This is a genomic window from Photobacterium nomapromontoriensis (genome assembly GCF_050336815.1).
In the GTDB taxonomy this organism is placed as follows: Bacteria; Pseudomonadota; Gammaproteobacteria; order Enterobacterales; family Vibrionaceae; genus Photobacterium; species Photobacterium nomapromontoriensis.
The window spans coordinates 1-14414 of record NZ_JAKJSL010000049.1 but is presented as its reverse complement, the minus strand read 5'-3'; the positions used below and the strand labels follow the sequence as shown (position 1 = coordinate 14414).

General features: G+C 43.6%; 14 protein-coding genes. 9 read left to right on the top strand and 5 right to left on the bottom strand.

Features of this window, described 5'->3' with window-relative positions; translation table 11 throughout:
- Positions 1-13: 13 nt before the first annotated feature.
- Positions 14-706, top strand: coding sequence for a cation efflux transmembrane domain-containing protein (locus tag L4D12_RS20225; RefSeq protein WP_428449641.1), 693 nt, complete (start codon positions 14-16; stop codon positions 704-706).
- A gap of 77 nt (positions 707-783) precedes the next feature.
- On the opposite strand, the gene L4D12_RS20220 is transcribed toward L4D12_RS20225, so the two are convergent.
- Positions 784-1266, bottom strand: a complete 483-nt coding sequence (locus L4D12_RS20220; protein WP_428449640.1) for a LabA-like NYN domain-containing protein — start codon at positions 1264-1266, stop codon at positions 784-786.
- 209 nt (positions 1267-1475) lie between these two features.
- Between L4D12_RS20220 and L4D12_RS20215 the strand changes: the two genes are divergently transcribed.
- Together L4D12_RS20215 and L4D12_RS20210 are read left to right on the top strand one after the other, a co-directional pair.
- Positions 1476-2219: a YggN family protein gene (locus L4D12_RS20215; RefSeq protein WP_428449639.1), complete on the top strand. Its 744-nt coding sequence runs from the start codon at positions 1476-1478 to the stop codon at positions 2217-2219.
- 77 nt (positions 2220-2296) lie between these two features.
- Positions 2297-2452: a hypothetical protein gene (locus L4D12_RS20210; protein ID WP_428449638.1), complete on the top strand. Its 156-nt coding sequence runs from the start codon at positions 2297-2299 to the stop codon at positions 2450-2452.
- Positions 2453-2548: 96 nt separating this feature from the next.
- Here the strand turns inward: L4D12_RS20210 and L4D12_RS20205 are convergent, their stop codons facing one another.
- Together L4D12_RS20205 and L4D12_RS20200 are read right to left on the bottom strand one after the other, a co-directional pair.
- Positions 2549-4912 carry a YgiQ family radical SAM protein gene (locus L4D12_RS20205; protein ID WP_428449637.1) on the bottom strand — a complete coding sequence of 788 codons (2364 nt, stop codon included), beginning with the start codon at positions 4910-4912 and terminating at the stop codon, positions 2549-2551.
- Between the two features lie 10 nt (positions 4913-4922).
- Positions 4923-5270, bottom strand: coding sequence for a tyrosine-type recombinase/integrase (locus tag L4D12_RS20200; protein WP_428449680.1), 348 nt, complete (start codon positions 5268-5270; stop codon positions 4923-4925).
- A gap of 471 nt (positions 5271-5741) precedes the next feature.
- On the opposite strand from L4D12_RS20200, the gene L4D12_RS20195 reads away from it, so the two are divergent.
- Positions 5742-6188 (top strand): hypothetical protein, encoded by a 447-nt coding sequence (locus L4D12_RS20195; RefSeq protein WP_428449636.1) that lies wholly within the window; start codon positions 5742-5744, stop codon positions 6186-6188.
- Positions 6185-6694 (top strand): hypothetical protein, encoded by a 510-nt coding sequence (locus L4D12_RS20190; RefSeq protein ID WP_428449635.1) that lies wholly within the window; start codon positions 6185-6187, stop codon positions 6692-6694. The genes L4D12_RS20195 and L4D12_RS20190 overlap by 4 nt, the downstream gene beginning before the upstream one ends.
- A 473-nt stretch (positions 6695-7167) precedes the next feature.
- Here L4D12_RS20190 and L4D12_RS20185 read toward each other — a convergent pair whose 3' ends face one another.
- Positions 7168-7500: a hypothetical protein gene (locus tag L4D12_RS20185; RefSeq protein WP_428449634.1), complete on the bottom strand. Its 333-nt coding sequence runs from the start codon at positions 7498-7500 to the stop codon at positions 7168-7170.
- A 742-nt stretch (positions 7501-8242) separates the two neighbouring features.
- On the opposite strand from L4D12_RS20185, the gene L4D12_RS20180 reads away from it, so the two are divergent.
- From L4D12_RS20180 to L4D12_RS20170, 3 genes are all read left to right on the top strand, one after another.
- Positions 8243-9544 carry a glycoside hydrolase family 18 protein gene (locus tag L4D12_RS20180; protein WP_428449633.1) on the top strand — a complete coding sequence of 434 codons (1302 nt, stop codon included), beginning with the start codon at positions 8243-8245 and terminating at the stop codon, positions 9542-9544.
- Positions 9545-9635: 91 nt separating this feature from the next.
- Complete coding sequence (locus tag L4D12_RS20175; protein ID WP_489685950.1) at positions 9636-10358, top strand: hypothetical protein; 723 nt, start codon at positions 9636-9638, stop codon at positions 10356-10358.
- A 66-nt stretch (positions 10359-10424) separates the two neighbouring features.
- Positions 10425-10613 carry a DUF4250 domain-containing protein gene (locus L4D12_RS20170; protein ID WP_428449631.1) on the top strand — a complete coding sequence of 63 codons (189 nt, stop codon included), beginning with the start codon at positions 10425-10427 and terminating at the stop codon, positions 10611-10613.
- A gap of 63 nt (positions 10614-10676) precedes the next feature.
- On the opposite strand, the gene L4D12_RS20165 is transcribed toward L4D12_RS20170, so the two are convergent.
- A complete protein-coding gene (locus L4D12_RS20165) occupies positions 10677-11591 on the bottom strand; it encodes a LysR substrate-binding domain-containing protein (RefSeq protein WP_428449630.1) in 915 nt (304 codons plus the stop codon).
- Positions 11592-11808: 217 nt separating this feature from the next.
- On the opposite strand from L4D12_RS20165, the gene metE reads away from it, so the two are divergent.
- The gene (gene metE, locus L4D12_RS20160) at positions 11809-14130 is read left to right on the top strand and encodes a 5-methyltetrahydropteroyltriglutamate--homocysteine S-methyltransferase (protein WP_428449629.1); all 2322 of its coding nucleotides are present in this window, start codon (positions 11809-11811) and stop codon (positions 14128-14130) included.
- Positions 14131-14414 lie beyond the last annotated feature (284 nt).

The window sequence follows — 14414 nt, the reverse complement described above, 5'->3', positions numbered from 1 at the left end:
TTTAGAGGTAGTTATGTGTGGTGATATATCGTTAGAACGGAAATTATTACAGTTTTCGACAGTATCGGCATTGTTGTTTGCCCTGCTGGGAATTGGGTTAGGGGTCTGGATGGGCTCTCTGGTGATTGTTTTTGATGGTGCTTACTCATTGGTAAGTTTAGCATTAACATTAATATCGCTGGCGACACTGACCTATCTGCGTTCACCTAAAGCTCGCAGTAATCCAAATTTTAAGATGATTGAGCCCGCCGTTATTGCGTTTAAGGGCATCATTATTACTGTCATGTGTGGTATTTCTTTTGTATCTGCCATTATTGCAATCATGCATGGTGGTCGAGATGTTAATGAAGGCTTAGCGCTGATATTTGGTATTGTGAATATCATTGGTTGTGTTGGTACATATTGGACAATGCGAAAATACAGTGCCAAGACAGGCTCTGCTCTCGTGGCCGCTGAGGCAAAACAGTGGATGATGGATACCGTGATCAGTGCTGCGGTGATGATGGGGTTTGTGGTTGCCACACTGTTAACCTACATTGGTGAAGCGGAGTATGCCGTGTATGCGGACCCAGCGATGGTTGTGATTGCATCTGTATACTTTGTTATCGTACCGGTGAAAATGGTGGCCGGCGCAGTAAAGCAGTTACAGGCACTCTCATCGCCTAAATCACCTAAAATGATGGGAGCGGTACAACGCTTTAGCTGAAAGACAATGAGAAAATAATCCATTAAAAAAGAGGTGGGATATGATTATCCCACCTCTTTTTTAGTCTATTTGATGAGCTATTTTCGATTGAGTAATAAGGTTTCTTCAATTTCACGGAAATAGTGCGCAGTATTGATTAGTGAAGCTGCGGTCAGACCTGGAACGCCATAAACTTCAACATCAATACCGTATTTAGATTGGACTTTATCAACCAATAGATCGAAATCACCATCACCAGAGAGCAGAATAACACGGTCAACCTGTGAGGCATGCTCAATGACATCCAGTGTAATACCTACATCCCAATCACCTTTGGCTGAACCATCGCTGCGTTGAATAAATGGCTTTAGCTTTACCTCAAACCCAATGCCTCGTAAAATATTTTGGAATTGCCCCTGCTTTTCATCACCACGGTGAATGGCATAGGCATAAGCAGCAACCACGTCTCGTCCCTCAGAGGCTTCTGCCCAGAATGCATTGTAATCAAAGTTACAACCATAGGTATCTTTGACGGTATAGTAGATGTTTTGAACATCGACAAAAATGGCAACTTTTTCCACGGTTTCTCTTCTTTAATATGGATGCATAGCTAGGTTAACAGATCCTTGAATAAGGGACAAAGAACTCGCGAATATTCCATGAAATGATCTTATTAAGCGCATTAGGAATCCTCTATCTAGAGGAGAAATTGGTATAGAATTCTTGTCGTACCATCCAAAACATGTGAAAGTACAAGCAATTATTCGTTAATGACTCAAAGATTTTCGTTATGAACAAAACATTGATTGCACTTATTTTTCTACCCATGTCTATGGGAGCCTTCGCCCAAAGTTGTCCAGTGAATGTACCTAATGATATTCATATTGCTGATGATCAGGTATCGATATACCAAGAGGGTCGAGCAAAATTATTGATTGATGATAATAATCAACTTTTTATCAATGGCAAAAAAATTGATCTCGATGTTGCCCAGCAACAAGCGATGCAAGCATACAGTGATCATGTGAAGCAGTATTTACCCCAAATGGCGGCAATTGCTGATGATGGCGTATTGATCGCAAAAGATATGATAGACGAATTATCAGCGAGCTTTGATGGCAATGAGGCATTTGCCGGGGCTAACCAGTTGGTAAAAAAATACAGTGAAGAGGCTAAGCAAAAATTCTATAAAGACGGCGAATTTGTGATGCCAGCGGATATATTCTCTACGGTTGATGGTCAATGGAAGCAGGATTTCGAGCATGCGATTAAGAATGTGAGCGCTGAGTCTATGGCGGGTATATTGGCCGCATTATCTAATGAGATGAAAAACGGCGATCTTAATTTTACCGAGTTCCAGCAAAAGTTATCTGACTTGAAAACGCGGATGCAAACCCGGATTCAGGAACGTTCTGGTGACGTAGCAGAAAAAGCGAATAATTTGTGTGATTCGATCCAGGGGTTGGCTGAAGAAGAAAAGCAGCTTCAACATATGATCCCTGAGTTGAAAAATTATCCGATGTTTGAAATTTAACAAAAACTAGACCGCTTTAACAAATGTTAATAATGGTAGGTGCTAGGCTAATCAAAAGGAATTATGGTGGTACGATTATGCTGAAATTAGTGGTGATTGCTATATTGCTATTGCTTGGCGCGCTAGCAACCAAATATCTTGATGATAAGTCACAGCAGAAAGTATTGATCGGGTTAGGAATTGTGATTGCATTCGCGGTGATTGGATTGATGAGTGCAGAATTAATGCGCTAATCTGTAACCTTATTACTTTGTTACTGTGTGAAAAGAAAAGCCCGCATGTTTGAAGTGCGGGCTTATTTTTTAATAATATAGCGTCAGTACGCAGCTTTACCGTTTACGGCTTGGTTTATTCGTGCTGCCTTGACCTTGGCGCTGACTAGTGGGTTTACCGTTACGATTAGGACGGTTGCCATTAGATGTCGTCTGCTGCCCTTGACCTGAGCGTTGTCCGTTACTTTGCTTTTGCCCATTTCCATGAGCTTGACTCTGGCCATTATTCTGACCATTGGTACGTTGTGAAGGCTTACCTTTACCAAGTGCCGGTTTTCCGCGTGAACCACCTGGTTTACCGTCTCTACGGATGTCTGGCTGATTTGGGTGTTTGGTCGCAAAGCGCTTGGCGCCATGTCGGCCAGAACCACGACGTTCAGCTGGCGTCATTTCTGCCTCGCTGCCTTCAGCGGGTACTAAGCAGTTAGGACGATCACCAATCAGGTGTTTTTTGCCCATATTAACCAGAGCTTCACGGATGAGCTTCCAGTTAAGTGGATCATGGTAACGCAGCAAGGCTTTGTGCAAACGGCGCTGTCGCTCGCCTTTCGCGACAAATAAGTCTTCACGCTTCTTGTACTTGACACGTTTTAGCGGGTTAGTCTCCGAATGGTACATGGCGGTGGCATTACACATCGGCGATGGGTAGAAGTTTTGTACCTGATCGCATTCATACTCATTCTTTTTCAGCCACAGTGCCAGATTTAGCATATCTTCATCTGTCGAACCTGGGTGTGCTGAAATAAAGTAAGGGATCAGATACTGTTTCTTGCCCGCTTCCTGGCTGTATTTTTCAAACATTGTTTTGAATCGGTCATAGCTACCCATGCCCGGCTTCATCATTAGATCCAGCGTGCCTTTTTCCGTATGCTCAGGTGCGATTTTTAAGTAACCACCCACGTGATGTGTCACGAGCTCACGGACATATTCTGGCGACTCAACGGCCAGATCATAGCGAACCCCAGAAGCGATCATGATCTTTTTAATACCTTTGACATTGCGTGCTTTGCGGTATAAATCGATGGTGTGCTTATGGTCCGTATTGAGTTTTTTACAGATCTCCGGGAAGATACACGATGGACGGCGACAGTTAGCTTCCGCTCGTGGGTCGGAGCAACCTAAGCGGTACATGTTAGCCGTTGGGCCTCCCAAGTCGGAAATCGTGCCTGTGAACCCAGGCACCTTATCGCGGATCTCTTCCAGCTCACCGATGATAGACTCGTGAGAGCGGTTTTGGATGATACGACCTTCATGCTCGGTAATCGAGCAGAACGAGCAACCGCCAAAACAACCACGCATGATATTGACGCTGGTCTTGATCATGTCGTAAGCAGGGATTTTCGCTTTACCGTAGCTAGGATGAGGAACGCGAGCAAACGGTAAACCAAAAACATAGTCCATTTCTTCTGTGGTAAGCGGGATGGGTGGACGGTTAATCCATAGTTCGCGATCACCATGCAGCTGGATTAGCGCGCGCGCAGAATATGGGTTGGTTTCCAGGTGCATTACACGACTGGCATGGGCGTATAAAATACGATCATTACGCAGTTTTTCGTAGGATGGCAGGCGAATAACCGTGCTAGTGGCATCATGGCGCGATGGCTGGATATGAACCGGTTTTGCTTCAGGCGCTGCTGCCTGAGCCTCTTTGTTTGTTTCGCAGACTTCTTCTGTCGCATAAGGGTTTGGCATTGCCATTGCCTTACCCGGCTTCTCGATTCTGCTTGAGTCTATTTCGCGATAGCCTTCCGGTATTTCCTTCAGGATCACAGCGGTACCAGCAATATTCGTTAATGTCGCGATATCTTCACCGTTGGCTAACCGATGGGCGACTTCAACGAGAGCACGTTCAGCATTACCAAACAACAGAATGTCACCTTTTGCATCAAACAGCACAGAGCGACGTACTTTGTCTGACCAATAGTCGTAATGCGACAGACGGCGTAAGCTAGCTTCAATACCCCCTAGGACAATAGGCGTGTCTTTATAGGCTTCACGGCAGCGTTGGGAATAAACCAGTACGGCACGATCAGGGCGCTTGCCACCTTCGTTGTTTGGTGTATAGGCATCATCATGACGCAGTTTACGATCAGCAGTATAACGGTTGATCATCGAATCCATGTTACCCGCGGTGATCCCGAAGAACAGGTTCGGTTTCCCCAGAGACATGAAAGCGTCTTTATTGTTCCACTCAGGCTGAGCAATGATCCCTACGCGAAAGCCTTGTGACTCGAGTAAACGGCCAATGATTGCCATACCAAAGCTAGGGTGATCCACATAGGCATCACCAGTAACGATAATAATATCGCAGCTATCCCAGCCAAGGGCATCCATTTCCTTTCGGCTTGTCGGCAGGAAGGGGGCGGTGCCATAGCATTCAGCCCAGTATTTTGGATATTCGTTTATTTTATTTGAAATCATTTGCTTACAGTTACTTATTCAATAATAGGGGCATACAGGGGGCATTCTTGCCGTATTTTGTGTTCAGCATATCCAGCTGATCTTGGGTGTGCTCACTCACCCAGTCGCCGTATGTTTGATAGATTTCTTTTGCACTAGAATGCCCCATTTGGTTAGCGATAAATGTTGGATTGGCCCCTGCCGATAACATCCAACACGCATATGTATGACGCGTCTGATACGGCCTGCGATAAGTCACCTTGGAGCGCCTACAAACCGATGTCCACTTATCATGGATGCTGGTATGAAAATAATAGGCCTTAGTTTCTCTTGTTGCTGTGACTCTTGGTGAAAATACAGGGCGTATAAAAAAGGGCATGAGTTTACCATGTTCGCGCTGTAATACATCAATTTCTATTGTTGGGTACATCAATGTTAGTCGCTGTTGTTGCTTAAGGGCTTCAATTGCGGGTTTGAATAGGTTGATAATCCTTTCACCTGAGCGGGTTTTAGGTAATTAAAACACCCCTTCAAGGGGCCGGCTCATTAAACCACCATAGATCAGCTCCTAAACCTCAGAGGATGAGAGAAAATATGAATAATTTGGCTCAAAGCGGCCTCATTGACCCGCGTTTAGCAAATGCAGCACGTGCTGTTCCGCATCAAGTCAGCTTGGTTAAGTGAGTAAGACATAGTTGAAAATACTAACAGCTATAGAAGATGGTGATTGCTCGACAGGTAGCATACAGACCCAGAAGCAATCTGCAGTGCTGTTGGGATAGATTATAAACCTGAGTGTGAATACACCATACTCCTCATTGATCACAAGAAAGCAGATGAGGTTGGTGATATGCACAGCTTCATTCCCACATATGAGCGGATGAGTGAATTTGAGGATAGTCGTGATTTAATTGCACCCTGTACGACACCCGAATTCAGTGGTTATTATGAGCGGGTAATGGTTTCAGCAGAGCAGGATGGTGTTGATTTAAAGAAACAAAAGGAATTGATTGAATATTGTCAAGAGATCGGATTTACACCAAGTCAATCTGACACTTTGAGAACACGTCATCAGATTGAACAAGGCTTAGGAGCGAATGTGCATTTCCTTGGTAATGGTGTCACTAAAGATATTAGTGTTGAATACAATCAAACACCTTTTGGTGAGATGGATGACGCGTTGGAATATGGCCCCTGTGAAACTTTTACATGGGATAAAAACCCGCAAACTCTCGGTAAGTTAGAAGACGAAGGCGCTATTATGAGAATAAATATCGGGAGAGGAACAGAAAAATGAAGCAATTTAGAGAAATTGACCCATTGACTGTAGCGCAGCACCCTAATCGTATTGCAACTTTGCTTGATAAGACAGACATCGGAAACACGTTCTATTTTTTGCTGATTGATGATTATTTAATCATTGCAGATACTAAGTATTTCACCAATAAGAGAACAGGAAAAAGTAAATGGCTCCACTATCAAATTGAAATACCAAAACATGGCCTACGATGGTTTTTAGATACACTGGATAGGAAGTTTTTCAAAACCGCAGCTGAAGGCGGTTTGCCAAAAGGAACGTTCAACAGTGAGGGAACAGTTAACGGAGAGCGATTAAAACTGAGGCGTGCCTTTAATGCTGATGGCAATGGTGGTGGTGGTTATGCTCTTGTAACCCTAGATAGAAAAGAAAAAAATAGTGTTTGGTCGAAGTCATACACTTTTACAGACTCCTTATTATTTGAACATGGCATGATCGACACCATGAAAGAGATAGCGTATAAAATCGACATTGGGCAGCTTTAGTCTCGTAAATATTGGTCGAAATATCCTATATTTTTGATGCTTATGGGAGAGATATCTCTAATTTACTAAGTATTTTAATCTGGATAAATAATATCAAAATTATGCTGAAAGAATATTGTGATATTTCATGATGACGCAATATTTTGGCTAAAGAAGCCCTGCTTACATCGCCACTCCTGTAGTTTTTTTCGTCTATGAATCGAAAAGATTTGGCTCAGATTATGGGGAAAAAAGGGGGTATTCTACAATAGTTATAAACAATAAAATCAGTTGATTTAATACATTGAAAGGTAATGGATTTTCTTGTTTTTATGTCTAAATCATACAGTTATGAAGCAGTAAGTCAGCATTCAGCCCAGTATTTTGGATAGTCGTTTATTTTAAATTAATTTCTATTGATAATTGAGTTCAGTCATGGATGTGTTGGTATTAGTCAACGGTGGAGAGGTTGAATGAAGAGGGGGAACGTAAGACTAGATCACCATTACAGCAATACCTAGTGTCGCGGCAATAATCATGAAGATAATTTGTATGACTAAACTAGAAAAGGCAATTACAAACCCGACGAGCATATTAATAGAGAACAGCATTGAATAGATAAAACCAGTAATAAGTAAGGATAGAAAGAAAGACAGGAAGCCTTGACCGAAGAAAATTGTCGGTATGATGGTTGCTACAATGGATAAAATGACGGCAAAAATGCAGGTAGTCAATCCGGCATTATCGACATCAAAGAAATTTGCCACGAATTTGACAGACAATGATGCAAGGATCACAAGCACAAAAAGAAGAATCAATATGGTCATCGTACATACCTAAAAGAGTTGATTAAGTTATCTCATACTAAGCTTGCTTGAATATCTGTAGTCGAGAGTAAGCCATATTTAACCAAGTGTGGTTTATTGTAAACTTAAGTCGTCTTGAATAGTACGTATTGGGAAGCAGATTAAATATAATGGCTGTAAATTACACTATGATGCATGTAAAATTTAATAATACGCCACTTTGTGATATGGATATATTCAATTTTGTAAAGAGAAAATGGTCGCTGAACTATACCATCATGGAATTTTATTCTCGTTTGAAAAACAAATTAAATATAAATGAATAAATACAGTTAGTAATCTAAGTGGTGAACATCATGATAGGTCATTGATGATCTCATTGCATCATAAGCTGAATTTTATTTAGCCACTATATTACGATGATGTCATCTTCGATAGCGTAAATTAACATTTACAGATGTTGTGATATAATAACCATACATAATAGTTAATAGTCCCTACATTACATTGTAATATTGTTTTGTATCACAAGGAAAAATGTACGTTCGGTTATTACAGCAAAGAATCGCACTGTGTATCGCAATTAAATAACAGAGGTTTTATCAATACGGCTAAATTGGGTTGACACCACAAAGTGCATGCATTCATAGCGTTACACTCGCCATGTATTTGGTAATGCATCATTGGACAAGCCCGATTACCGTCAGTTGGCTGTTAAAGGGCATGGTCAAGGATGACTTAAGTATAATGAAAAGGAATTGTCATGAAAACTGCACTATCTATTGCACTGGCAACCTTGCTAGCTGCACCGGCTGTTATGGCCAAAGAACCGGTTGTCGGGGGCTATTTCGCTGACTGGCAATATGCAAATAAACAAAATCCCTATGTTGTTGATGATATCCCTGCGGATAAACTTAGCCATGTTATTTATGCTTTTTTAGGTATGTGTGGTCCAGTTGAAGGTGCAGGAGAGAAAGTGCGTCAGCAAGTTGCCGCTGCATGTAAAGGCAAGGCTCCTTACACGGCAATTATCGTCGATAGAGAGTCTGCATTAGAGCTTGATTTTGGTCCTGTAACATCGAAAGTGAATTACCAAGGTCATTTTGCACAACTGAAAGATCTTAAGGCTGAGCACCCACACTTAAAAATATTACCGTCATTCGGTGGATGGACAATGTCAGAGCCTTTCCATGCGATGGCGAAAGATAAGAAATCCATTGAGCATTTTTCTCGAACAGCCGTTAAATTAATCGCTGAGTATGATTTTTTTGATGGTATTGACCTTGATTGGGAATATCCAGGGGGCGGCGGGTTGACAACCTCACCATGGAATCCAGAAACCAAGATGTCAGATGAGCAAAAAGCATCTGAAAAAGAAGCTTTTACGCATTTAGTAACAAGTTTACGCGCTGATTTAGACAAGTTATCAGTGAAAACAAAGCGTCAGTATGAATTATCAACCGCAGTGGGGGTTGGGCCTAAAGCCGAAGGAATTGATTGGGCAAAGGTTGCACCAGTAATGACTAACATGTTTGCGATGACTTATGACTTCCTTGGGGGGTGGGGATCGCAAACAGGGCACTTAACGAACCTTCATGCGACGCCTGATGTTTGGTGGGGAATGGGCTCTGATGTGTTTGTCGAAAAAATGGTTAAGCTTGGTATCCCTGCTGAAAAGTTGGTTGTTGGCGCAGCATACTATGGACGCGGCTGGGAAGGGACGCAAGATTTCGATGGGCGTACATTGTCATCGACACTCAGTTCTAAGCAAGGTGCCAGTTTTGGGACCGATCCTAAAGAGCCGGGTTACTTCATGTATTGGGATTTAGCTCGAAATTATACCGAGGCGCAAGGCTATTATCAGGGATATGATGATAAAGCAGAGGCGCCTTATCTCTGGCATCCTGAGAAAAAAGTGTTTATTACTTATGAGGACAGCCGCTCAATAAAAGCAAAAGCCAACTGGGTGAAGAAGCACAAATACGCGGGTATGTTTGTATGGGAGCTGACTGGCGATCCTGAACATGAATTGACAGAGGCGATGGCATCGGGCCTAAAGCAATAATGCTGTGATAAACATTCTGTAAAATAAAGAAAAAGCCATTAGTTTTGAACAATGGCTTTTTTATATTGTAGGCAGTAAGTTGGTATAAGAGATAGGAATTGGTATTATCCTCGCACTTTCTATTCCATTTTTAAGATATCAACTCATGTATGCTGCTTTGACTTTTCTTATCCCCGCACTGTTTGGTGCGCAGTTAATTTTGACGCTAGTCCTTCTTAAAGGTGAAATCTGTCCTGGCCAACGAGGGCGTGTGCATAAGACACTTCCTGTGCTTCTTATTGGTTGGTTACTTGCAACGGTAGCTCAACCATTGGCTGTTTTGCCTTTGGTTGCGTTGGGTTATTTCACAATGAAAGTGAAAACCGGAAAAACCCGTGATGCAGGGCCGGTGAAGGTATTATTTGCCGCTGATGGTTTGGGGTTTGTTGTGTGGTTGGCAATGTTGCCTCAACTAACGTTGCCTGTAGCAGCGTTAAGTGCTATTGCGATTGGACTGTTGGGGGGATTATTGGCGCACATTTTATTGACTCATGCTCGTACGCGACTGCAAGCCTTTCATCGTCTATTACCATTCGCTGGTTTTGCGAGTGCGATGCTAAGTGTTCTGTGCCTGCTATGGCTTACCTCCCAGTATGATGAGGTTCAGGTTCAGGCCATGACGAGTACAATTATTGGTGCATTAGTACTCATGGTTTGCGCATTATTGGTGTGGGCGATGCATCTTCTGACAAATAAGACTGTGAATCGTTGGCAGTTAATGATAGCGGGTGGTTTGTTGATCGGCTCTGCATATATGCAAAGTGGTCTTTTCTAAGTAAGGCTTTCTATCTTGTTTCTGTCTATGCTTACTTTGTACTGATACGTTCGCGAGGGGGTAGGTATGGAAATTAATAATTTGTTGAGTATGGATGGGAATATTGTCCTTGGTATTGTTAATGAGAGACTGCGGTTAGAGTGTTCTACCATAGAAGAACTAGTAAGTCGTTATGAGCTTGATTTCGATAAGCTTAATGAAAAAATGGCTGACATGGGCTATCACTACGATCCTATAAATAATCAATTCAAATAATGTAGGTAATGTTATTTACATCACCTATAGGCCTTCCTATAGGCTGCGTAATGCTCTGCACTATTATGCAGCCTTTATTCCTTCCAGATGTGTTTGGCATTGCTGCTTTGCGGTAGCAAAAAATGCGGATAGGTAGTGACGTTCGCGTTCTGATGAGCGAATGGCAGCAAATAAGCGTCGCCATAAGCCTTTATCACCCAGTGGTTTGCTTACAATTAAGCCTTGCCGGGCAAAGTCATAGACCGCCCAGTTCGGTAGGGCTGCAACGCCAAGTCCCGCTGACACCATTTGGATTAACATTAAGGTATTGTCAGCCTGTTTCCAGTTTGCTGGCTCAATGCCTGACGGCTGTAGAAAGAGTTTGACCACATCCAGACGGTTTTTCTGAACCGGATAACTCATCAGTGTTTGATCTGCGAGATCATCGGGAACAATGATCGTTTTACGAGCAAGTGGAGATTGTGGTGCCACAATTAAACGCATTTCGAAATCAAACAAAGGCTCAAAATGCACGTCGCTACGAGGTTGAATATCAGAGGTAATGACGAGATCCAGTTCACCGGCACCGAGTGCGGGTAAAGGGTCGAAACCAAAGCCAGATGAAAAATCCAAAGTGACATTTGGCCAATGGATTTGATACTCCTTGAGGGCTGGCATGAGCCACTGAAAACAGGAATGGCACTCGATGGCCATGTGCAGGCGCCCATTGGTATCTTCTTTCAGACAGGCAAGTTCATGTTCTGCTTTCGCTAATCGTGGGATGAGATCATCAGCAAGGCGAAGTAAAACACAGCCCTCGGCGGTGAATTTTACGGGCCGGGTTTTACGAAGAAATAATTGGCTGCCAAGCCGTTGCTCAAGGTCTTTGAGTTGATGGGAGAGGGCTGATTGGGTCAGACACAGGCTATTGGCCGTTGCGGTTAAGGAGCCTGTATCTCGGAGTACCGAGAGTGTTCTTAAGTGTTTTATCTCAATCAAGGTTTTTCCCTCTTCCTTATGGGGTGTACTGCAGGGTTACTGTACTGACTATTATCGGCAGTGTAAACATCTAGACGTCTATTTATGGGTAAAAGGTTAAATTAATATGAATTATCTTCATGTTAAACATCAAGTATTAGAAATTGCTCATCTTTGTGAGGTACGTCATTGTAATGCTAACAATATGGTATTTAATTCATATAAATAAGAGTAAATAATGACAACGAATGCAGTTTCAACAACAGACGTAGCCGTAAAAACAAAGACACACATTCTGGGTTACCCTCGAGTGGGTGGCGAACGAGAACTCAAGTTTGCGCAGGAAAAGTACTGGCGTGGTGACATTACCCAAGCAGAATTAAAAGACGTGGGGCGATTATTGCGCCATCGTCACTGGGGTGATCAAAGTGATGCGGGATTAGATTTTGTCTCGGTGGGAGATTTTGCTTGGTATGATCACGTGTTGGGAACGAGCATGCTTCTTGGCCATCTGCCTAAGCGTCATCGCCATGGTTTTCCAGATTTAGACACGTTATTTCGCGTTGCACGTGGTAAAGCACCAACCGGTTGCGCCTGCGCCGCCTCTGATATGACCAAGTGGTTTAACACCAATTACCATTATATTGTACCAGAGTTCAGCGCTGAAGATGAATTCACTGTTAGCTGGCCACAATTGTTTGAGGAAGTGACAGAAGCGAAGAAGGCGGGTAAAGATGTGAAGCCTGTCTTACTTGGGCCGGTATCGTACCTTTGGTTAGGAAAGGAAAAATCCTCGGATTTTGATCGCCTATCATTGCTACCTAGGTTATTAGCCGCTTATCAGCAAATCCTCGCAAAGTTGGCAAAACTCGGGGTTGAGTGGGTCCAAATTGATGAACCGGTGCTGACGCTTGAGTTACCTAAACCCTGGGCCGATTCATTTAAGATTGCCTATCAGGTGCTTCACGGTAGTCCAAAGCTATTGTTGACGACCTATTTTGATAATATCACCCATCATCTTGATAACATTATGGATCTGAAAGTTGATGGCTTACATATTGATTTATCAGCGGCTCCTGAGCAGCTGGATGCTGTTGTTGCCGCCTTGCCAGAGCAGTGGGTATTGTCTGCGGGGGTGATAAATGGTCGTAATGTGTGGCGGGCGGATTTGAGTGCTCAGCTTGAGCGGCTGCAGCCTGTGAAGCAGAAGTTGGCAGAACGCCTATGGGTTGGTACCTCTTGTTCGTTGCTGCATACCCCGATTGATCTGGAGCTTGAAACGGATCTTAATCCGGAAGTGCGGCAGTGGCTCGCCTTTGCGAAGCAAAAATGTCGCGAGGTTACATTGCTGGCTCAGGCCTTGGATGATAATGCGATTGCCATTGAAGAGTGTGCGCATTACAGTGCGCCGATTAAAGCACGTGCAAACAGTGATATAGTGAATAATCCCGTGGTTCGTCAGCGTACCGCAACAATCACTGATGCACTTGCAGAACGCAAGTTAGCGTATGAAGAGCGTGCTCGTTTGCAACGTCAATCATTGGGTTTGCCTTTATTTCCAACGACCACGATCGGCTCATTCCCGCAAACCAGAGATATTCGTACAAAGCGGAGTGATTTCAAGGCTGGCCGCCTGTCAGAGCATGCCTATACGGCAGCGATGAAAGTCCATATTGCGGATGCGATTGAACGTCAACAGCAACTCGATCTGGATGTCTTCGTTCATGGTGAGCCAGAGCGTAATGACATGGTGGAATATTTTGCTGAGTTACTGGAAGGCTTTGCAGTGACACGCTTTGGTTGGGTGCAGAGTTATGGTTCGCGTTGTGTCAAGCCCGCTGTGATTGTGTCTGATATTTACCGTTCTGCGCCAATGACAGTAGATTGGACATGCTATGCGCAATCATTGACTGAAAAGCCAGTGAAAGGGATGTTAACAGGGCCCGTGACGATTCTAGGGTGGACCTTCCCACGTGAAGACTTAACGCATGAAGATATTGCCAATCAAATTGCACTCGCGCTGCGTGATGAGGTCGCCGATTTACAAGAGAAAGGGATCAAGGTGATTCAAATTGATGAACCCGCTATTCGTGAAGGACTACCGTTAAAAGCTAGCGAGTGGCAGCAGTATTTGAACTGGGCGGTGAAGGCATTTAAGATTTCAGCCGCCAGTGCTGAAGCGCAAACCCAAATCCATACCCATATGTGTTATAGCGAATTTAATGACATTATCAAGTCAGTTGCGGAGCTGGATGCAGACGTGATCACTATTGAAACCTCTCGTTCGGATATGGCGCTGCTAAAAGCCTTTGAGGCCTTTGATTACCCAAATGAAATAGGACCAGGTGTGTATGATATCCATTCGCCAAATATTCCAGAGGTGGAACAAATTATTCTGTTGGTTGAAAAAGCCGCTGCTTTAATACCTGCAGAGCGACTATGGATCAACCCTGATTGCGGCCTGAAAACACGTAACTGGGTGGAGACAGAGGCCGCATTGGCCAGTATGGTCAAAGCCGCAAAGCAATTACGAGAGCACTGGCAAGCGAAAGCGATGTAGGGGGGATTTCCCCTAATCGCTGTCGAATAAGTTAACAAAGAGCGCACTGGCGCTCTTTTTTTTTGTTTGCCCAGCGAAGCTGGCAAACCCGTCAGGTTGCAAGAAACCTGAATCACCCCGACTGAGGGGAAGATAATCCGAATCGCAAGGGCGTTGCTGGCCAACGGCAGGGTCTGAAGGAAGCGATAGGAAGTTAACAGTACACAACGAAAGTGAACCTGATTCGGCAGTCTAGGTGGGTAAGCGTGCAAAATAGCGCAAAGCCCCATACTCAGTCAGACCCC